Annotated in this window: 17 protein-coding genes and 1 pseudogene; 7 read left to right on the forward strand and 11 right to left on the reverse strand. The window is 66.2% G+C overall.

Going from position 1 to position 20,167, the window contains the following annotated elements:
* The first annotated feature begins 80 nt into the window (after window positions 1-80).
* Window positions 81-1,274: a cation:proton antiporter gene (locus tag AB0L82_RS08715; protein ID WP_364632999.1), complete on the forward strand. Its 1,194-nt coding sequence runs from the start codon at window positions 81-83 to the stop codon at window positions 1,272-1,274.
* Here AB0L82_RS08715 and AB0L82_RS08720 read toward each other — a convergent pair.
* Genes AB0L82_RS08720 through AB0L82_RS08750 form a run of 7 tightly spaced genes read right to left on the reverse strand, consistent with a single transcriptional unit; the run spans window position 1,262 to window position 9,288 of the window.
* Window positions 1,262-2,296 carry a 2-oxoglutarate and iron-dependent oxygenase domain-containing protein gene (locus AB0L82_RS08720; protein ID WP_364633000.1) on the reverse strand — a complete coding sequence of 345 codons (1,035 nt, stop codon included), beginning with the start codon at window positions 2,294-2,296 and terminating at the stop codon, window positions 1,262-1,264. The genes AB0L82_RS08715 and AB0L82_RS08720 overlap by 13 nt on opposite strands.
* Window positions 2,293-3,015, reverse strand: a complete 723-nt coding sequence (locus AB0L82_RS08725) for a hypothetical protein (RefSeq protein WP_364633002.1) — start codon at window positions 3,013-3,015, stop codon at window positions 2,293-2,295. Before AB0L82_RS08725 ends, AB0L82_RS08720 begins: the two co-directional genes overlap by 4 nt.
* Window positions 3,012-3,821 carry an N-acyl homoserine lactonase family protein gene (locus tag AB0L82_RS08730; protein WP_364633004.1) on the reverse strand — a complete coding sequence of 270 codons (810 nt, stop codon included), beginning with the start codon at window positions 3,819-3,821 and terminating at the stop codon, window positions 3,012-3,014. Before AB0L82_RS08730 ends, AB0L82_RS08725 begins: the two co-directional genes overlap by 4 nt.
* Before the next feature lie 3 nt (window positions 3,822-3,824).
* Window positions 3,825-5,405, reverse strand: coding sequence for an ABC transporter substrate-binding protein (locus tag AB0L82_RS08735; RefSeq protein WP_364633006.1), 1,581 nt, complete (start codon window positions 5,403-5,405; stop codon window positions 3,825-3,827).
* A gap of 35 nt (window positions 5,406-5,440) precedes the next feature.
* A complete protein-coding gene (locus tag AB0L82_RS08740; RefSeq protein ID WP_364633009.1) occupies window positions 5,441-6,439 on the reverse strand; it encodes an ABC transporter permease in 999 nt (332 codons plus the stop codon).
* Window position 6,440: 1 nt separating this feature from the next.
* Window positions 6,441-7,307 carry an ABC transporter permease gene (locus AB0L82_RS08745; RefSeq protein ID WP_364633011.1) on the reverse strand — a complete coding sequence of 289 codons (867 nt, stop codon included), beginning with the start codon at window positions 7,305-7,307 and terminating at the stop codon, window positions 6,441-6,443.
* 1 nt (window position 7,308) lies between these two features.
* Window positions 7,309-9,288, reverse strand: coding sequence for an ABC transporter ATP-binding protein (locus AB0L82_RS08750; protein WP_364633013.1), 1,980 nt, complete (start codon window positions 9,286-9,288; stop codon window positions 7,309-7,311).
* Between the two features lie 222 nt (window positions 9,289-9,510).
* On the opposite strand from AB0L82_RS08750, the gene AB0L82_RS08755 reads away from it, so the two are divergent.
* Complete coding sequence (locus AB0L82_RS08755) at window positions 9,511-11,442, forward strand: CocE/NonD family hydrolase (RefSeq protein WP_364633014.1); 1,932 nt, start codon at window positions 9,511-9,513, stop codon at window positions 11,440-11,442.
* A gap of 66 nt (window positions 11,443-11,508) precedes the next feature.
* Window positions 11,509-11,664: a hypothetical protein gene (locus AB0L82_RS08760; RefSeq protein WP_364633016.1), complete on the forward strand. Its 156-nt coding sequence runs from the start codon at window positions 11,509-11,511 to the stop codon at window positions 11,662-11,664.
* Here AB0L82_RS08760 and AB0L82_RS08765 read toward each other — a convergent pair whose 3' ends face one another.
* Window positions 11,665-12,627 (reverse strand): LysR substrate-binding domain-containing protein, encoded by a 963-nt coding sequence (locus AB0L82_RS08765; RefSeq protein WP_364633018.1) that lies wholly within the window; start codon window positions 12,625-12,627, stop codon window positions 11,665-11,667.
* Window positions 12,628-12,650: 23 nt separating this feature from the next.
* On the opposite strand from AB0L82_RS08765, the gene AB0L82_RS08770 reads away from it, so the two are divergent.
* Both AB0L82_RS08770 and AB0L82_RS08775 read left to right on the forward strand, forming a co-directional pair.
* A complete protein-coding gene (locus AB0L82_RS08770) occupies window positions 12,651-13,571 on the forward strand; it encodes a serine hydrolase (RefSeq protein WP_364633020.1) in 921 nt (306 codons plus the stop codon).
* A gap of 52 nt (window positions 13,572-13,623) precedes the next feature.
* Window positions 13,624-14,592, forward strand: a complete 969-nt coding sequence (locus AB0L82_RS08775; RefSeq protein ID WP_364633022.1) for an MBL fold metallo-hydrolase — start codon at window positions 13,624-13,626, stop codon at window positions 14,590-14,592.
* Window positions 14,593-14,627: 35 nt separating this feature from the next.
* On the opposite strand, the gene AB0L82_RS08780 is transcribed toward AB0L82_RS08775, so the two are convergent.
* Entirely contained in the window at window positions 14,628-16,109 is a 1,482-nt protein-coding gene (locus AB0L82_RS08780; protein WP_364633024.1) for an FAD-dependent oxidoreductase, read from the reverse strand.
* 203 nt (window positions 16,110-16,312) lie between these two features.
* Here AB0L82_RS08780 and AB0L82_RS08785 point away from each other — a divergent pair, with 203 nt between their 5' ends.
* Window positions 16,313-17,410: an NAD(P)-dependent alcohol dehydrogenase gene (locus AB0L82_RS08785; protein ID WP_364633025.1), complete on the forward strand. Its 1,098-nt coding sequence runs from the start codon at window positions 16,313-16,315 to the stop codon at window positions 17,408-17,410.
* 69 nt (window positions 17,411-17,479) lie between these two features.
* Here AB0L82_RS08785 and AB0L82_RS08790 read toward each other — a convergent pair.
* A pseudogene (locus AB0L82_RS08790) lies at window positions 17,480-18,325 on the reverse strand (Rieske 2Fe-2S domain-containing protein); the annotation flags it as partial.
* Window positions 18,326-18,528: 203 nt separating this feature from the next.
* Here AB0L82_RS08790 and AB0L82_RS08795 point away from each other — a divergent pair.
* Entirely contained in the window at window positions 18,529-18,768 is a 240-nt protein-coding gene (locus tag AB0L82_RS08795) for a hypothetical protein (RefSeq protein WP_364633027.1), read from the forward strand.
* Between the two features lie 364 nt (window positions 18,769-19,132).
* Here AB0L82_RS08795 and AB0L82_RS08800 read toward each other — a convergent pair whose 3' ends face one another.
* The gene (locus AB0L82_RS08800) at window positions 19,133-20,080 is read right to left on the reverse strand and encodes an ABC transporter substrate-binding protein (RefSeq protein ID WP_364633029.1); all 948 of its coding nucleotides are present in this window, start codon (window positions 20,078-20,080) and stop codon (window positions 19,133-19,135) included.
* Window positions 20,081-20,167: the final 87 nt, after the last annotated feature.

Consider the following 20,167-nt stretch of genomic DNA (forward strand, 5'->3'; position numbering starts at 1 on the left):
TTGCGCGCGCGCAAACTGTCCAGTTTGCGTTGCTAGGGTATTGCGGTGGCGAATGGCTGGCGGGCTGGGAGGATGCGCGGGTGACGCAGGCGCTGATCGTTATGGCGGGGGCGGTGGCGCTGTGGTCGCTACTGGCCGCGCGGTTGGAGCGGTGGCAGATCACCGCGCCACTGGCAATGGTGGTGGCCGGGATCGTGGTGGGGTTCGGCACCCGGAACACGCTCGGCGAGACGCTCAATACCAAGGTCGCGCAGCATGCGGCCGAGATCGTGCTGGCGGTGCTGCTGTTCGTCGATGCCACCGAGGTGCGCGGCGGACTGTTCGGCCCGCAGCCGCGCGCGGTGTTCCGCATGCTGCTGATCGCGCTGCCGCTGGGCCTGGGACTGTCGGTGTTGTTCGGGGCCTGGCTGCTGCCGGGACTGTCCTGGGCGGTATTGCTGGTCATTGCCTGCGTCGTAGTGCCCATCGATTTCGCACCCGCGGCGTTCATTCTGCGAGACAGGCGGATTCCGCTGCGGGTGCGCGAGGTGCTCAATGTCGAGGGCGGCTACAACGACGGAATCGTCTCGCCCATCTTCATTTTCGCGCTCGCCCTGGCCGGTGACGCCTCGCACGCCACCACGCCGATGGGCGCGCTCGGCGATGCGCTGCCCTCGGCGGTGAAGGCCATCGCGGTCGGCGTCGCGGTGGGCTGGGCGCTGTCCGCGGCGACCAAGGCGGCCGAACAGCACGATCTGATGAGTCATCAATCCAAGCGCATGGCCATGGTGGCCGCGCCGATCCTCACCTATGCGGTGGCGGTCGGCTTCGGCGGCAATGGTTTCGTCGCCGCCTTCGTCTGCGGTCTGACCCTCAATTTCTTCCGGCATTCGACGAGCTTCCATCGCGAATTGGAATTGATCGACGATATCGGCTTCCTGCTGACCACCGCCATGTGGTTCGTCTTCGGCAGCGTCGCGGTCTTCTCCCTCGCCGAGGGACATGAATGGCGCGCCGTGCTTTTCGCGATCGCCGCCCTGACCGTGGTGCGCATCGTGCCCACCTATCTGGCCATGATCGGCTCGCATTTCTCGATGCGGGACCGCTGGCTGCTCGCCGCGCTGGGCCCGCGCGGCACCACCTCGATCGTGTTCGGCCTGCTCGCCTTCAATGGATTGAGCGGCGAGTCAGCCGATCTCGTCCTGCTGACCCTGGTGTTCACGGTGCTCGGCAGCATTCTGCTGCACGGGGCGGGCGTCCCGCTGGCCGCCCGCCGCCACGGTCAGGCCCGCTGACGCGCCTCCTGCCCGAACGAGCCCACCGGCAGCGAACCGTCGGGCAGCACCAGATCACCGGATTCCAATCGAATGCGCAGATAGCGGAACAGCTGCGCGGTCTGCGCGAACAGATGTTCACCCGCCCGCAGCGGTGCGCGTTGCGGCCGATCGGGCGAGGTGAATTGCGGCAGCGGTTCGACGACGGTGTGATAGTCGACATTGAAGAACAGCGGGAACGAATACCGCTCCTGTTTCACCTTGCGCACCCGATGCGTGGTGGCGACGAATTCGCCATTGGTCCAGAGTTCGAGCATGTCACCGATATTGATGACGAAGGTATCCGGAATCGGCGGCACATCGATCCAATCGCCCGCGCCGTTCATCACCTCCAGTCCGGGTGCGGTCGGCTTGAGCAGGGTGAAGCATTCGAAATCGCTGTGCGCGCCGATGCCCATGGCATCCTCGGCCCGCTCGTCATAGGGATAGTGGATCAGGCGCAGCTGACTGGGCGTCTTGGTGGCATAGCGCAGGAAGGTGTCCGGATCCTCGCCGAGGGTGACCGCGAACGCCCACAGCAGCTGCCGGCCCAGATCCAGGACGGCCTGATAGTAGGTGGTGACGGTATCGGCGAAACCGGGTAGCGCGGGCCAGACATTGGGGCCGAGCATGGGATTGCCCGCCAGATGATCGGGATCGTCCGCGGGCAGATCGAGCGCGGTGTCGAAGGCTTCCTTCAAATCCGGTGTGCCGCCGTCGAATCCCTCCTCACCGGTGGGGACATAACCGCGATGGCAGTCCGACAGCCCGATATAGGAGCGCATCTTCTCCTCGAGCGGTAGCGCGAAGAACTGTTCGGTGGCGGCGAGCAACCCCTCGAACAGCGCGGGATCGACCCCGGAACCGCTGATATAGAAGAACCCGACTTCGCGTGCGGCCCGGCCGATCTCATCGGCGACCGCGCGCCGTTCGGCCGGATCGGCCGAACGCAGTCCGGCCACATCGATGACCGGAACCGAGGTGAACGAGGTTACCTTGCTCATAGCGTCACATTTCCTTCCGTATGGCCGATCAGCCACTCCCGGGTGCGGAGCGCGCCATGATCGTCGATGTCATTGGTGTGCAGGTGAATTCGGGAATCACCGATCCAGCGCGGGGCCAGCCGCTGTGATTCGCGATAGGGCAGCGCGGAATCGGTGATGATCCATTCGCGGCCCTCGATCGATCCGAGTGAGAGTTCCACGGTCCCGGCGGTGGTTCGCATCGCCCAGCCGAACAATCGGTCGACCCGCACCAGTAGCGCTCGTCCGCCGTCACCGGACCGCAATTCCATTGCCCAGCAGTCCTGTCCGGGCCGGTCCCGTATCCAGTGTTCGAAGTAGTCCGCGTGCACGCCCACTTCGACCAGCACATCGGCCGCGTAGCTCATCCGGCCCTCATCCGGATGCGGTCCGGGCGGCTGCAATTCGATGCTGCGCCGCCAATGGAAGACATCGGCGTACTGGGTGAGCTGTCCGGCGAATCCGTCCTGCATGCGCATCCAGGCGCGCTGCTGATCGGTGAGATCCGCCGCACAGCGCACGCCGGTGAAATCGGGCCGGGGCATCGGCCTGCGCAGGTCGACGAATCGCGTAATGCCTTGCAACCAGCGCACATCGGTGGTGATGTCCTGTGACCCGTCGGGATCGACCAGCAGCGTGCGCTCCCACAGTCCGGCGCAGTCCGCCATCCGCACCGGTGTATCGGTCTCATGCGCGTTCATGCCGGGAACCGTTCGTGGAAGTGTTGGGTCCAGTGCGGCCAGGCATGCGGATCGTGCCCGGGGATGAGCGGATAGTTCTTCTCGTACGCGAGTTTCTTGAGCCGCCGGATCGGCTCGATGGTGTCCTCCGGATCGACCCCGACGAATCCGCCGATGGCCAGTTCCTGATCGATGTTCTCGGTGAGATCGGCCGCGTCGAAGGCGAATACGAATCCGCCGCCGCCCACGGTGCGATCCAGTTCGACCATGAAACTCTGATGTCCCGGCGTATGCCCGTAGGTCGGTATCGCGGTGATGCCGGGTGCGATCACCGCCTCACCGTCCGCGAGTTGCCAGTCGATGCGCGGATCGTCGAAATCGACCCGTGCCATCGCATGGTGTTCGGGCTCCGGATGATTGGACAGCCCGTATTCCAGCTCGATCCGCTGGGCGTGCACCGGCACCCGGCCTGCGAACAGTTTCAACCCGCCCGCGTGATCGTGATGCAGATGGCTGACCGCGACCGCGTGAATGTCGTCGATATCGATTCCGATATCGTGCAACGATTCCTCGATCGGCTCACCCGGACCGGGCAGCACCGGAATGTATTCCACGCTCGGATAGAACCGCCGGTACAGCGCCGGATCGCGAATCAGCGCGGTATTGAATCCGGTATCGAGCAGCACCCAGCCGCCATCGGTCTGCAGCAGCACACCCGGCGTGGGTTCCCGGAGCCGTTCATGCGCCGGAGCCCCGTGTACCGAAATGGCTTTGGGCAGTTCCTCCCAGCCCAGGGTGAGCAGGACGATGCGGCGTACACCCGTCATGGTTCACCCCACCGACAATCCGGCCAGGCGTAGCGAATTCGGCTCGGTCACCGCATGGGATTCGGCGACGCCCTTGAGCCAGGGTTGCGCCACCATGAAGTCATTGACATCGGCGATATTGAGCCAGCAGCCGGTGGCCGAGGCCTGTGCCGCGGCTCGCGAGAACACGTCCGCCGCACCGGATTCGCGTCCGGCTGCGAGCGAGGAGGTGACATCGGAGGAGGAACAGTTGAGGTAGTTCAGGCCGCCGTCGGGATCGAAATTGATATGTCCCCAGGTGTACGGCGACGGCGCGTCCGGCCAACCCGCGAGCAACAGCATTTCCGGTGCGTCGGCCGGGGTGGTACCGACCCAGCCGTAGATCTGCGAGGTGGGGTAGCCCTGCACCTTGGCGGTGATGCCGACCGTGGCCAGCTGCGTCTGGATCAGATTGCCGACCAGCTGATTATCGGGATTGCTGGAGTCGTAGCCGACGGTCACGGTCTTCTGATCGGCGGGCAGACCCGACACGATCTTCTGCAACGCCGAAGTGTCATGTGTGACAGTCTGTTTCGCGTAGTCGGCGGCCATCATATTCGGCGGATACACCTGCGCCCCGACCTTTCCGCGCCCGAAATAGGTCTGCTGCACGATCTGCTGTAGATCGATGGCCTGGTTCAGGGCCGCGCGCGCGGGCTGCGAGGTGAACATCCCCTTGTGCGGATTCACGTAGAAGTAGTTCGACATCATGGTCGGCAGTGAGTAATTCGCGAACTTGGAATTGCCGATGTACGACGAGACCGCCGAGGACGGCAGATCGTGCAGCACCGCCGCCAACTGGCCGTTGTTGAATTGCAGCTGCTGCGAGGAGGTATCGGTGATCACCGGCAGATCGACGGTCGTGAAGTAGGGCTTGTTACCCCAGTAGTCGCCGAAAGCGGCCAGCGCGTAATGAGATCCGACCTGTGCGTCGGTGAGCGTGTACGGGCCGGTGCCGAGATCATGGGTGGTCAGATAGGTTTGGGTGTTATCGGTCCCGGCATTGGCGGCCAGTCCGGCTGGGCTGAGCATGCGCGGCCCGTACGGCGAAGCGAGATAGTCCAGGAATACCGCGTTGGGTGCCTTGAGCGTGATCGTCGCGGCGTAATCACCCTGTGTGGTAACCGATTCGATATCGGAGACCATGTACGCCGGACCCTGATTCACCGCCAGCCGGCGATCGAACGAGGTCTTGATGGCGGCCGAGGTGAACGGCGTCCCGTCATGGAATTTCACGCCCTGGCGCAGCGTGAAGGTGAACACCTTGTTATCCGGCGACGCCGTCCACGCGGTGGCCAGCAGCGGTTGCAGCTCGGCCTTCTCGGTGCCCGGGGCGTATTGCAGCAGTCCCTCATACAGATTCGTGGTCAGCAGCAATCCCTGCCCGGCGTAGTACACGTCCGGGTCCGGCGGCTGACCCGGATCCTGCAGGAAGGACAGGTGCAGCACCTTATCGGTCGGTGCGGCATTGGGCGTGTGATCGGCGGAACCGCACGCGGTGAGCGCGAGCAGTGTGGCGGAGGCGAAAGCGGTTGCGGCCAGCAGCCTTCGGGCGGTGTGGAGCATAGGGCGGTTCCTTCGATTCGAACTTCAGGGGAAGGTCAGGCGGTGACGAGGCGCGGATCGGCGGCGGCCTGGAGCAGGTCGACGACCGTATTGATGACGACGTAGACCGCACCGAGCAGCAACGTCACCCCGGCGATGGCGGGGAAGTCGGCGACCGGAATGCTCTGGGCGACGTACTGGCCGATACCCGGCCAGCCGAAGACCTGCTCGACCACGAGCACGCCCGAGAACATCAGTCCCACTTGCAATCCCGTCATGGACAGTGCCGCACCGACGCAATTGCGCAGCACATGCCGGAGCAGGATGCGGGCCGGGCTCAGGCCCTTGGCCTTGGCGGTGCGCGCGTAATCGCTGTCGATATCGGTCAGCAGGCTCGACCGCAGCACCCGGCCGATCGCCACCGCCGGACCGAGCGCGATGACGGTGGCGGGCAGGATGAGATGGCTGAACGCGTCGCTGACCACATCGAACCGCCCAGCCAGCAGACCGTCCACGGTGAGCAAACCCGTTGGGCCCGTTGGCGCTCCGGAGATGGACGAACGGCCATTGGCGGGCACCCAGCCCAGGCGCTGATAGAACACGATCAGCCCGAGAATGCCGAGCAGGAACATCGGCACCGACGCACCGGCAAACAGCACCGCCCGCAGTACGCCCGCACCGGGCCAGCGCAGCGTGGTGGCGAAGGCCAGTAGCGCCGCCAGCACGAGCGCGATCACCAGGGCGCACAGCGCGAGTTCCAGTGTCGCGGGCACGAAATGCAGCAGATCGGTGCTCACCGGGCGGCGGGTGCGATACGAGGTGCCGAAATCGCCGTGCGCCGCCGCGGTCAGATAGTGCCAGAACTGCACCGGCACCGGCTGATCCAGGCCGAGCTCATGCCGTCGCGCCGCGATGGCGGCCTGCGATGCCGAACTGCCCAGTTGCGCGTGCACCGGGTCCAGCGGCGAAATGCGTTGCAGTACGAACATGACGCCGGTGAGCGCGATGAGGATGGCCACCATGGCGGCGAGCCGGGAGATGATGAATCCACGCATGTCAGCGGTCCCTACTCGTGAGATTGCGCAGGCAGTCACCGGCGACGGTGCCGATCAGCGCCAGTACCGCGACGCCGAGTCCCGGCATGACCGGAATCCACCACTGCTGCAGGAAGTAACTGAGATTGCGGGCCGCGTCCGCGCCGAGTTCCGGTGCGGGCGCGGGCTGTCCGAGACCCAGGAAGGACAGCGAGGCAAGGGTGAGGATGAGCGTGCCCAGATCCAGGCTGGCCGCGACCAGCGCGCCCGGTGTCGCACCGGGCAGCAGATGCCGCAGCGCCAGCCGAATCGGCCGCACCCCACTGAGTTTCGCCGCCTCCACATGCGGCCGGGCGGCCAGCGCGGCGATCTCACCGCGCACCAGCCGGGCGTAGAACGGCCACCACACGATGGAGACCGCGATCAGAGTATGGGTGAAGCCGGGACCGAGCGCGGCGACCACGGCAATGGCCAGCACCGGCGCGGGCAGCGCCAGGAACGCATCGGTGACGCGCATCAGCAGGTTGTCGATCCAGCCGCCGACCGTGCCCGCGATCAGGCCGATCAGACCGCCTATGGCCAGGCCGCTCGCCACCACCGCGAGTGCGGCGAACCAGCTGGCCCGCATACCGTAGAGCACCCGGCTCAGCAGATCACGGCCGATATTGTCGGTGCCGAGCAGGAATCCGCCGTGCCCGGGCGATTGCAGCGGCATGCCCACCGGCAGCAGTGGATCGTAGGGCGCGAGCACCGGCACGGCGAGTGCGACCAGCGTCACCACACCGAGCAACGCCACCCCGACGCCATTCCAGCCGCCGGGAAAAGCGCGGGACGCCACCGTGATTCGGGAACCGCGCAGCCGAGTGAGCGCGGGCAGGGCGACGGTCATATCAGCTCACCTTCTTTTCGATACACGCCACCTGATGCGTACCGCCGGGAATGCCCTCGAGCCGGACATCGAGCCGCGTATCGGAGCAAGCGTCCACCGCGACCGGGCAGCGCGGATGGAACGCACAACCAGACGGGGGAGCTAGCGGGCTCGCGGGCTCACCCCGGGGCGCGACGGGTGCGCGCGCGGGATCCGGAATTGCATCGATGAGCGCGCGGGTATAGGGATGCACCGGATTGCCGAGAACCTTATCGGCGGTGCCGATTTCGATGATCCTGCCCAGATACATGACCGCGATCCGATCGGCGACCACCCGGGCGACCGCCAGATCGTGCGTGACGAAGACGACCGACATGCCCAGGCTCCGGCGCAGCTCGCCGATGAGGTTGATCACCGACGCCGCCAGTGAGACATCCAGCGCACTGGTCGGCTCATCGCACAGCAGGATCGACGGCGGCACCACGGTCGCCCGCGCCAGCGAAACCCGTTGCCGCTGACCACCGGACAGCTGCCGCGCCCGCGCCTTCGCGATCTCGGGCACCAGCCCGACCCGCCCAAGCGCCGTCTCGACCGCGGCCTTGCGCTCGCCCCGCGACAACCCCGACCGCAACAGTCGCTCGGAGATCAACTCGCCCACCGACATCCACGGCGTCAGCGACGCCCCCGCATCCTGGAACACCATCTGCGGCCGCTCATCGGAGTTCGCCCCGGTCTGTACGGTCCCGCCGCTCGCCTGCTCCAAACCCGCGATCACGCGCAGCAGCGTGGACTTCCCGCATCCGCTCTCCCCGACCAGCGCCACCGCCTCACCGCGCTCGACGGTCAGCGAAACCCGCCGCAGCGCATGCAATGTCGCGCGATTGCGCAACCCGCCGACGCTGAACGTCTTGGTCACGTCACGCAGCACCACGGCCGGTCCGGCCTCGGCCTCGCCTTTCGTTATCGACTGCGGTACAGCGTCATTCGGTGATACGTCGGCCGATCGCGCCTTTGCCGCAGTGCTCTCTGCCTGGTCCTTGTTTACGGGCACAATGCACGCCGATACCCGTTCGACTGCGATCTCGGCCGGTTCCGGGGGAGTGCTGGAGCATCGCGCGACGGCCTGCTCGCAGCGGGGCGCGAAGGCACAGCCGGGCAGGGGCGCGGCGGGGCTCGGCACTTCGCCGGGCAGCGCCGCGAGACGTTCGCCGAGCGGGGTGGTCAGGGTGAGGCGGGACCGGAGCAGGCCGCGAGTGTAGGGGTGCGCCGGGTCGCCGAGCACCTGTGCGGTGGGCCCGATTTCGGCGATCCGCCCGGCGTACAGCACCGCGAGGCGGTCCGAGATCTGCGCCGCCACCCCGAGATCGTGGGTGATCAGCAGAATGCCGCAGCCGAGCTCCTCGCGAATGCCGCGCAGCAGCGCCAGAACCTGCGCCTGCACGGTGACGTCCAGCGCGGTCGTCGGCTCGTCGGCGATGATCAATTCCGGGTTGCCCGCGATCGCCATGGCGATCATGACGCGCTGGCGCAAACCGCCGGACAGTTCATGGGGATAGCTGCGCATCCGCCGCGCGGGTTCGGGGATCCCCACCGCGGTGAGCAGTCGTATCGCTTCGGCTTCGCTCCCGGCGGCCTCGACGACCTGTGCGCCGATGCGCATGGTCGGATTCAGCGAGGTCATCGGATCCTGGAATACCGCACCGAGATCCAGTCGCCGCACCTTGCGCAGTGTTCGCTCGTCACCGGCGACCATATTGGCCCCGGCGACCGTGATCGAACCTTCCACGCGGGTTCCGGTGGGCAGCAGGCCCAGCAGCGAATAGCCGAGAACGCTTTTCCCGGAACCGGATTCGCCGACGAGTCCGAGGATCTCGCCGCGCCGCACGCTCAGCGACACCCCGCGCAGTGCGAATACCTCACGCCCGCCGCGACGGAACGTCACGCGCAGCTCCTCGACAGTGCCGACCTCGGACACCTCGGTGTCCAGCAATGCAGTGCCCATGAACGCTCCTACCGATCAACCTGTCAATCGATAGTTTTTAGGTGTCGCCGACCGTTTCGATGACGTGCGCGTATCGCTTGTGCTGCCCCTGGTAACTTCTGGATTGCCGGACGTTTCTGTCGAGTGACAGGAACCGCCCAATTCGCCTGCGCCCGTGCCTTTTCTCGCCCTGAACTGCGCAAACCCGGATTCGCGATCGAGGTCCGGGTGTACGGTCGAGCGATGACGCGGAACCGCCTCGGTCGTTTTCGCATTGCCCGCTGGGGCGCGCTGCTATCGGCGGTGGCCCTGATCGCCGCCGGATGCGATGGCGGGTCCGCAGGGGAGGCCGCACCGGCGGCGGCGCAGTGGCCGCCGGTGAGCGGTCGCGGCTCCTGTGCGGTCGACAAACAGGAGAACGTCCCCGCCGCCATGCGCGACGGCGTGGTGTTGAAAGCCGATGTGTACCGGCCCCGGACCACCGAGCAGGTGCCGGTGATCCTCATGCGGACCCAGTACGGCAAGGCGGAGGCGCAGATTCAGCCGTTCCGCTATCAGTCGCCGGACTGGTTCGCCTCACAGTGCTATCTCGTTGTCGTACAGGATATTCGGGGGCAGGGCGCGTCCGCGGGCACGTTCACCGAATTCGGAAACGACCTCGACGACGGGTACGACTCGGTGGAATGGGCGGCCGGGCTCGCCGGATCCAATGGCAAGGTCGGGATGTACGGATCCTCGTATGTCGGTGCCACCCAATGGCTCGCGGCCGTCGGCGCGCCACCGCATCTGACCACCATCGTGCCCGCCAACACCTCCTCCGACTATTACGACGGCTGGAACTACGAGGGCGGCGCGTTCCGGCTCGGCTTCGTCGAACCGTGGGCGATGGGAACGATCGCCGCGAGCTCCGCGCTCAATCGCGGTGACACTGGCACCGCCAAGCAATTGCGCTCGGACGTGGCGAATTACACGCGCTGGCTGGGATTCCGGCCGTATCAGCAGTTCCCGCCCATGCATCCGGAGAATCCCGCGGTCGCGCCCTGGTACTTCGATTGGCTCCGGCACGCCACCCGTGACGACTACTGGAAACAGTGGAGCATTCGCGACCGCTACGCGCGGGTGAAGGTGCCCGTGCTCGATATGGAGGGCTGGTACGACGCCTTCCTCGCGGGCGGGGTGGAGAACTTCACCGGAATGGTCGCCAACGGCGGCACCCCGGAGGCGCGGGCGAATCAGCGTCTGGTGATCGGCCCCTGGGACCATGTCGGCTGGGGCAGAACGGGTTCCGGCATCGGCACGCCCATGATGACCGCCGCCGGTGCGGCCGGGGACAGTCCGGTCAACGAACTCATGCTCGCCTGGTTCGATCAATTCCTGAAGGGTAAGGGCGGCAACGTATCCGGGCATCCGATCGTGGACTACTTCCTGATGGGCGCGAACCGCTGGAAGAGCGCTACCGCCTGGCCGCTCCCCGATACGCGCTGGACCACCTACTATCTGTCGGGCGTCGGCGGTAATGGAATACACGGCCGGGCCGGGCATTTGGGGACCGATGCGCCCAAAGATCCACAGCCCCCGGATATCTACGATTACGACCCGGCCAACCCGGTGCCCAGCGCGGGCGGACACTCCTGCTGCGGTGCGGGCACCGGTCCGCAGGGGCCCGTCGATCAGTTCGTGGTGGAGCAGCGCGCGGACGTGCTCACCTACACCACGGATCCGATGACGACCGATACCGAGATCACCGGCCCGATCCAGTTGAAACTGTGGGCCGCGTCCACCGCACCCGATACCGACTTCACCGCCAAGCTGGTCGCGCTCGCCCCGGACGGCAGCACGATGAACCTCAACAACGGCATCATCCGGGCCGCCTTCCGGGATTCGCTGGAGCATCCGTCACCGATCGAGCCCGGCCGCGCCTACGAGTACAAAATCGCCATCTGGCCGACTTCGTACCTGGTCAAAGCCGGTTATCGCATCAGGGTCGAGGTCTCCAGCAGTGACTTTCCGCAGTACGCGCCGAATCCGAACACCGGGGAACCCTTCGGCCTGAGCGCGAATTCACAGCTCGCCACGCAGACCGTCTATCACGATGCCCAGCACCCATCGGCCCTTGTACTACCGGTCATTCCGGGCAGCGATACCGGGAGCACCCGATTTCCTGTCGGGCACTGACCGTAGACTGCCAGGGAATACCCCTTGTAGGTATTTCAGCCATTTCACGACGCCATAGGAGATCATGTGTGCCAGCGAATCGTCTGTCAGGCCTGCGGTAAGCCCTCCTTCCAGGGCTGCGGCGAGCATGTCGAGGAAGTACTCGGCGATGTGCCTGTCGCACAGCGCTGCTCGTGCGCGAACCCGGGCGGCGGCAGCCGGGGCCTGTTCTCCCGGCAGTGATCACTCACGTGGTCGCGGCGTGTAGACGACCGACCACGGCCCGGCCCCGCCCGGTGTGGCCAATGCCGATCGGGCGCCGTCGGCGGTAATGACCTCGGCGGTGAGCTGGGCGAAACGGGGTGCGGCCGGGTGAGCGCCGGTGACCGGCCAGACCGCCGCGAGCCGGCGGCGCAGCGGCCGCCCGGTGATCGGACGCCAGGCCACCCGCGGTTCGCGCCGCGCGGTGCTCTCCAGCTCCAGGGCGATTCCGTGCCCCGCCAGCACCAATCCCAGCAGGAATTCCGGATTGCGGGCATGCCGAATGCGGGCGGGCACGAATCCCCGCGCCCGGCAATGCTCGAGCAGCCGATCGTGCCAATCCGGTGCGGCGGCGCGGGGGAACAGCACCAGATCGTGTCCGGTCAGCTCCGCGAGCTCGAGCTCCGATGACCGGGCCAATGCGTCGGTGCGCGGCAGCACCACGCCGAGTTCGAGGTCGACGATCGGGCCGTGCGCCAGGTCGGGCAGGGCCGCCGGATGATCCACCAGACCCACATCCAGGTTCGAGGTATCGAGCACCCGGAGTTGTTCGGCGGTGGTGAGTTCCAGCAAATCGACTGTGAGGCCGGGTATTTCGGCCTCGATTCGGGACAGCAGCGCATGTAGCAGGGTGGCGGGCAGATCCGGCGGCACCCCGGCGCGCAAGGTGCCGAGGTCGCCGTCGCCCGCCTTGCGTATCACGGTGCGCAGCCGTTCCTCGGCGGCCAGCATGCGCCGCGCCTGATCGATCAGCAGGGTGCCGGCGGCGGTGAGTTCGACCTGTCGGCGGGAGCGATCGAACAGTGTCACGCCGAGTTCGCGTTCCAATCGCTGCACCGATTGGCTCAGTGGCGGTTGCGCCATGCCGAGCAGTTCGGCGGCCCGGCCGAAATGCAGTTCCTGCGCCACGACCAGGAAATAGCGCAGGTGCCGGGCCAGATCCACCCGGCAACGATATGCCATCGGATATGAGTTCGGGACCCGGCTACCGTGGTCCGGTGCTGGAAGAGATCTTCGCGGCCGTCCCGGTGCGGGGCTGGTCGCACGCCATCGATATCGATACCGGTCGTGAGGTCGGGGTGCGCGCCGACGAGCGGGTGGTGATCGCCTCGATCTTCAAGATCCTGCTGGCGCTGGAATTCTGCCGCCAGGTCGATGCGGGCCAGGTGGATGCCACCGAACGGGTGCGGGTGCGCGCCGAGGATCGGCTCGGCGGCTGGGGTACCGCCGGATGCGCGGACGATATCGAACTGTCGCTGCGCGATCTGGCCTACTTCGCCATGTCGGTGAGCGATAACACCGCCGCCGATCTGCTGCTGCGGCGCATCGGCGCGGATACGCCCGGTCTGCTCGCCGCCGAACTCGGCCTGGACCACACGCGGGTGATCGGCGGACCCCGGCAGCTGCTGGAATCCATGCTGGCCGATGCCGGTGCGGCCGACGGGGCCGAATTCGCCCGCGTCTACCCGACTTTGACGCGCGCCGAGGTCGCGGCGATGCGGGTCTTCGATCCGGCGCACACCACCTCCAGCACACCCCGCGATATCACCCGGTTGCTGACGCTGATCTGGCAGGACCGTGCGGGTTCGCCCGCCGCCTGCGCCGCGACCCGGGATCTGCTCGGGCGGCAACTGTTCTGGACCCGCCTGGCCGCGGGCTTCCCGGACGAGGTGCGGGTGGCGTCCAAGACCGGCACCCTGCCCGGACTGCATATGGAGGCGGGCGTCATCGAATATCCGGACGGCGGCCGGTACGCGGTGGCGATCTTCGCGCGCACCGAGGAGCTCGGCAGCCGCCGTCTCGACGTCGATCTGGCCATGAGTCGCGCCGCGCGTACCTCCGTGGAAATGCTGCGTACCAGCGCTGATATCCGTTCACCTATCACCTGATTCGGGTTTTGATCTTGGACACCGGCGGGTGCGGGCTGCTTTCGTCATCGATATGACATCCCGTATCGACCGCCGCCGGTTCCTGCGCGGCGCGGCCACCGCCGGAGTCGGCATCGCCGCCGCCGGAACCGCGGGCGCGTTCGCCCTGACCCGGCATGACACCGCACCGGATCGGCGAAAAGCCGGTGCCGCAATCGAATTGCAATGGCTGGGCGTCTCCGGCTGGCGTATCGACCTGGCCGGTGAAACCCTGCTGATCGACCCGTACCTGACCCGCTACCCGGTCGGGCTCGCCACCGGCGCATTCGATTCCGCGACCCCGCTGCGGGTGGATCCGGCCGCGATCGATCCGCATATCGGCACACCGAAGCGCATTTTCGTAACCCATACGCACTGGGACCATTTCAACGATGTCCCGCATATCGCCACGAGTACCGGGGCTCGCGTGAACGGCACCCTCACCACCTGCAATATCGCCCAATCCATGGGCGTCCCCGCCGCCCAGCTGAGCACCGTCAAGGGCGGTGAGGTCTTCGACTTCGGCACGCACACAATGGAAGTCATCAGCTCCCTGCACAGCCGCACCGCCTCCTACGGCATCACCTTCCCGGGCGTCCGCCCCACCCCGCCCGAACGCCCGGCCACCATCGCCGACCTCCCCGAAGGCGACACCCTCACCTTCCACCTGTCGGTCAAGGACGGTCCCAGCGTGTTCTTCATGGGCGCAAGCGATTTCGCCGCGCACAACCTCGAAGGCGTCCATCCCGACATCGCCATGATCGCCGTCAACTCCGCCGACACCACCCACGCCTACCTACCCCGTCTGCTGGCGGCCCTGGGCAATCCGGCCACCGTAATCCCGGTGCACTGGGACAACTTCGAGTCGCCGCTGCAAAACCCGCCTCCCATCGGCGACAAGGACCTCGTCCGCCGCGACGCGTTCGTCGCCGCCATCCACTCCGCCAGCCCCGACACCAAGGTGGTCATCCCCGAATACCTGACCCCCTACCGCTTCGACTGACCGCCGCCGGGGCCCGGGAGTCGGACACGTCCCGATCATGCGGTCGATTCGGTGTCGCCGTACCCGCCGGCGGGAGCGAACCAGGCCGGGATCACATCGCGGGCGAAGGCGCTGATGCATTCGGCGGTGGGGCCGGACAGGATCTCTCCGGTGAAGTAGATGCCGTCGCGCCCTTGCAGATTCGCGATGCGGTCGAACCAGCCGTCTCGGATCGCCGCGGCGCTGGGGTACGCGGGCCATTCCGCGATGGTTTCGGTGATCAGTTCCGGATCGTGGAACAGGTAGAGCCCTTTCTTGGCCAAAGTCCAGGCTGCCGCGTCGGAGATCGAGGTGTCGGAATTGCTGAAGCAGACCCAGTACGGGCCGGGATGCTGTTTGTTGACCGCCGTGATGCGGTGGGCGGCCTGTTCCGGATCGGTATCGGTATAGCTGCCGTAGGGTTCGATCACCCAGAAGCCCAGGGGTTCGGGCGAATTCGGCTTACGCGGGAATTCGATGATCTCGTCGGCGACCTTGATGAGATAGCTGCGGGTCCAGGTGCGGGGACAGTTGCGCTCGGCGAACATCTGATGAATCTCCCCGGCGGGGAAGATCTCTCGGATCTGCGCGGGCCGCGCGGTGACGATGACGCGGGAGTAGACGCTCTCCTGTGGTTCGCCGTCCACCCGGGTGGTTACTCGAATCCGTTCCGGGGCGAGGGGTTCGATGGCGATCACGGGTGAGTTCACTCGGACCCGCAGGTCGAGGTCGGCGACCATGCGGTGCAGCAGGCTGATGAATCCGTACCGCATGCTCAGGGTCACCGGCAGTCGCGAACTCATCTGTGCGAGCAATGATTCCGGCATCCTGGCCAGCAGCGCCGCCCGCTGCTCCGGATACAGCGACAGGATCAGCTTCGCCAGTTGGGAGATATGCCCGGAGATGTGCGCATTGATATTGATGATGGTCTCCGCGGGCTGCCGCGGTCGTCGCATATTGGCGTACAACGTGATGCCCTGCAGCAGTTCGCCGACCAGCGGAGCATGCCGTGCCCGATAGGTCTCCCAGGTCTCGCCCGGGATCCTGTCGAAATTGAGCCCGGCTATTCCCGGCCCGTGCTTGTCGCGTACCGCCCGCTCGATAATTGTCCAGGCTTCGGCCAGCTGATCGGCCGCCTGATCCGGGGTCAGCAGTCCGAACAGCGGGATGAAATGCGGCGGCACCGCCGAGCGCGGCTTACCGGATTCGTCCCGGCCGACGAAAAACAGCGCCTCGGTCTGCATTTCGACCGGATGGCGGGTGAGCAGCCGATGGATGGCGGTATCGGCGAAATCCGCGCCGAAATCCTGCTGGATCACCAGGTGCGCCTGGAAATCGTATGTCTCACCGTCGATTTCGGCGGTCTGACAGTAACCGCCGAGCTGTGCTCCGGCCTCCAGGATATCGATATCGGTGTATCCGAGATCGCGGAGTTCGGCGGCAGCCATGATGCCGCTCTGTCCCGCGCCGACGATGCAGATGGGAGCCGCGAGATCCATCGGGATTCCTTCAGATGCGACGCAGGGGGTGAGACGAGTATGCGGTATCGCGCGTCCGCGTATCACCGGTCCGGTGGGAACCCGCAGGGCAAGCCCGTGCCCCTGTCAGTGGAACCTGTTCTAGATTTGTGCGCCGCCGCGCCCTAGGGTGGCGGGGATCGGCGTGAGATTCCCTTCGCCGAACTTGGGAAGGAGTTGTCCGGATGGACATCACTGCCGCGGTCGCGCGCGGAGCGCAGGCGCCCCTGTCGCTCGAAGCCCTCACGCTGGAGGAGCCCCGCGCGAATGAGGTGCTGGTGCGCATTGTCGCCACCGGCGTCTGCCACACCGACCTGGTCACCAAGAGTGTCTTCCCGGCGGAGTTGCCCATCGTGCTCGGACACGAGGGTTCGGGCATTGTCGAGCAGGTCGGTTCCGAGGTCACCGATGTGAAGCCCGGCGATCACGTACTGCTGACCTACAGCAGCTGCGGCACGTGTCGCCAGTGCACCACCGGTGCGCCGTGCTACTGCGAGAACTTCATCATCCTGAACACCTCCGGTGGCCGCTCGGACTTCACCTCGCCGCTGAGCGTCAACGGTGAGCGGGTCATGGGCGCGTTCTTCGGCCAGTCCAGTTTCGCCACGCACGCGCTGGTGCTGCGCACCAGCGTGGTCGTGGTCGATGACGAGGTGGATCTGGTGGCGTGCGCGCCGTTCGGCTGCGGTGTGCAGACCGGTGCGGGCGCGGTCGCCAATGTCATGCGCCCGGCCCCGCACGAGTCGATCGCCATTTTCGGTGTGGGCGGTGTCGGCATGTCCGCACTGCTGGCCGCGCGCGCCCTGGGCGTGGAGAATATCGTCGCCATCGATCTGTCGTCCGAAAGGCTGACGCTGGCAAAGGAACTCGGTGCGACCACGCTGATCGACGGCGCGGCCGAGGATGTGGTGGCCCAGGTGCACGCCGCCACCGGCGGCGGCGCGACCTTCGCCCTGGACACCACCGCCGCCAATCCGGTCATCGCCAATGCGCTACTGGCGCTGGCTCCGCGCGGCACCCTGGTCGTGGTCGGCCTGGGCGAGGCCAGCATGGATTTCGAGATCGGTCATCTCACCGGCAATGGCAAGGCCGTCCGCGGCTGTATCGAAGGCGGAGCCGACCCGCAGCAGTTCATCCCCCAGCTCATCGCATGGCATCGCGCGGGCAAGTTCCCCATCGAGCGCATCTCCCGGCATTACCCCTTCGCCGAGGTGAACACCGCCATGCACGATGCCGAGACCGGTGTGACCATCAAGCCGATCCTGGTGCTGCCCGGCGCCTGACGCCTCCGGATAGAACTGCGCGTACCAGCGGCGCAGCGCCTTGATGCCCTGCTCGTGCGGTAGCAGTACGGGACGGGCTCGATGGATCTTGTGATCCCAGATATCGAGCTCCTCCCGTACTTCGCCGAGCGCCACCATCCGGAAGGCGAGCTTCAATACCGTTGTGGCGAAGGGGATTCGCGGTCGGCGAATGAAGTACAGCATCCGCAGTTCGCTACTGGTGTTGTCGATCGGCGTGGTGAGCGCGATGGCGGTCATGGTGATCAAGGGCCCGCCCGTCCGCACCACCATGACACCCGGCCCGTACATGAACACGTCGAAACTGTTGTCCACCCGGTAACCTAGGACGGATTTCCGGAACCTGCTGTGTATTTCGGCGAACGGACCATCCGGGATGAGCTCCTGCACCGGCGGCTCACTCTGCCCGTGGATGTGGTGGAAATGCGATTCGTCGACGATGTTCTCGCGCATCTCCTGCACGTGAATCCGCGCCGTCAATATGTCATCGATCGGCCGCGCGTACCCGCGATCGACGGCCTCCGGAATCTCCGGTACCTCCCACGCCGGTTCATCCACCCCGGTATAGACGAAAATCAGCCCGCTGTGCTCCCGCACCGGCAACCCGGTAAGTGTCACCCGGGGCGGCCGAGCCGCGAAAGGCGCTGCGGCACAAGACCCGTCACTCTCGAACTGCCACCCGTGGAACGGGCACTCCAGCCGCCCGTCCACGACTTTCCCACCCGCCCCCAAATGTGCCCCGTAATGCGGACAGTGCGCATCCCGCACGGCAGCCGCCCCATCTCGCCCCCGGAAGGCTACCAGCGCCCGCCCGAAGTAGTGCAGGCTCACCACCGCCCCGCTCTTCAGCCGTGAACTCCGCAGCACCGCGTACCACCCCTGCGGCACGGTCGGCATCGGATACTGATCCGCGCGCACATCACGCGGCAGTGTGGACAGTCCGGAACGATCACGTCGGAAGATCACCCCGAAACCATAACTAGAACCTGTTACAACTCGATGAACCCGCCCTGTCAGCCGACTGTCAGCCCCTCGTCAGCGCCGCCCGGCATCGTTCTCCCCATCGGGCCGAAAGAGCCCGCCACACAAGGGAGAACACCATGACCGCCCCCCAGGCCCAGCACCTGATCGAATCGCTCCAGCACCGCAACGCCCAACTCCAACAGCAGGTCCTGCACCTCCAGCGGCAACTGTCCGCCGCCCAGCGCCCCGAGCGATCCTCCGGCCCCGGCGACTTCCTCACCGGCGCAGCCGAAATCGCCCTCGGAGTAGGCGGCGGCATCCTCGCCGCCGACCTCATCGGCGACGTAGCAGGCGACCTCTTCGATGACCTCTGGTGATCAAGGTTGTCGTCCTGCGTTCAGTAGGTGATGGACCGAGCTACTCGGTCGAGCACTGTGCTGCCGCCGCACGAGGTGTGAATGAAGAGTTGGCTGATAATGCGCCCCGAAATTTCCCAGGGGGTCATGCTGGGTTGGAAACTATGAGGCCCAGAGATACCGCCGCCGAAATCACCGCTGATACTTTCCTGAACAACACTAACTGTCCACCTAATAGGAGTTAGGACAAAGCATTTCAAGAGAGCTTTCGCATCGATCAGCAGAGTAGTGCCCCGCACAGGTGCTGTGCGGGGCAATCACCAAAGTTGAATCCTTGCGGTGGTTCGGCTCGATGGAGCCGGTTGAAACCGGTCTCGAGTGCGAACTACACGGTTGTGCCGGACTTGGTCTCCTCGACCGCCTGGCTGATCCACGGCACTACCGCGTCGCGTACCTGGACGGTGCGGGGGAGTAGGCCGTTGGCGGCGAGCAGGTCGGCGGCGTGCTGCTGTTCGTCGAGGAATTCGTCGGTGACGGCGTTGACGCCGAAGGGGCGGCCGCGCAGGGCTGCCTCCCAGGCATCGAGGTCGGCGGTGCCGCCCGCGGCGACAATGTCGTCGACGAAATACTGGGCCGCCGCACGGGGATTGGCGGTGATCCAGGCGTCGGATTCCTGGAGAGAGGCGATGATCGCTTCCAGTTCCGGGCGGTGGTTCTCGGCGATATCGCGGCGGGTGAACCACAGCGACGGGTGGCTGAAGACCGATTCGGTGTCGACCAGGGTGTGCAGTTCCACCGCGGCTTCGACGGCGGTCAGGCCGGGGTAGGCCCCGGTCCAGGCGTCCAGGTCACCGGCGAGCAACGCGTCGCCGCCGTCGCGCACATCGGTGTCGACGGGTTCGATATCGGACCAGGACAGGCCCGCCTTCTCCAGGGCGAACAGCAGCAGGGTGGTCTGCCAGGAGCCGTGCGCGATGCCGACGCGCTTACCCTTCAGATCCGCCACCGTGCGAATTCCGCTGTCGGCCTTGGTGACCAGGCGGCCGTTCTCGATGCGCGGCCCCGAGATGCCCACGTAGACCAGGTCGCGGCCATTGGCCAGACCGGTGACCGGCGGGGTGAAACCGGTGCCGATGAAATCGTAACCACCCTCGGTGAACAGCCAATCCGAATGCAGCGACGGCAAACCCGTCTTCGGATCGACCCGCTCCGAACGCGGCAGGGTGCGCAGATCCACCCATTCCACATCGGGCAGACGGGTTTCCAGAATGCCGCGATGCCGCAGCACGAACAGTGAGTTGTTGTGCGGGAAGTAGCCGACACGCAGGGACATGAACACTCCTGAAGGCAGGGTCGCGGACGCGACCGGGTGAAGACCGGTGTCGCGGGTTGAGTGAGGTGACACCGGCACGGTGGCGCG

Origin of the sequence: Nocardia sp. NPDC052001, assembly GCF_040680615.1 — a bacterium.
Lineage (GTDB): Bacteria > Actinomycetota > Actinomycetes > Mycobacteriales > Mycobacteriaceae > Nocardia.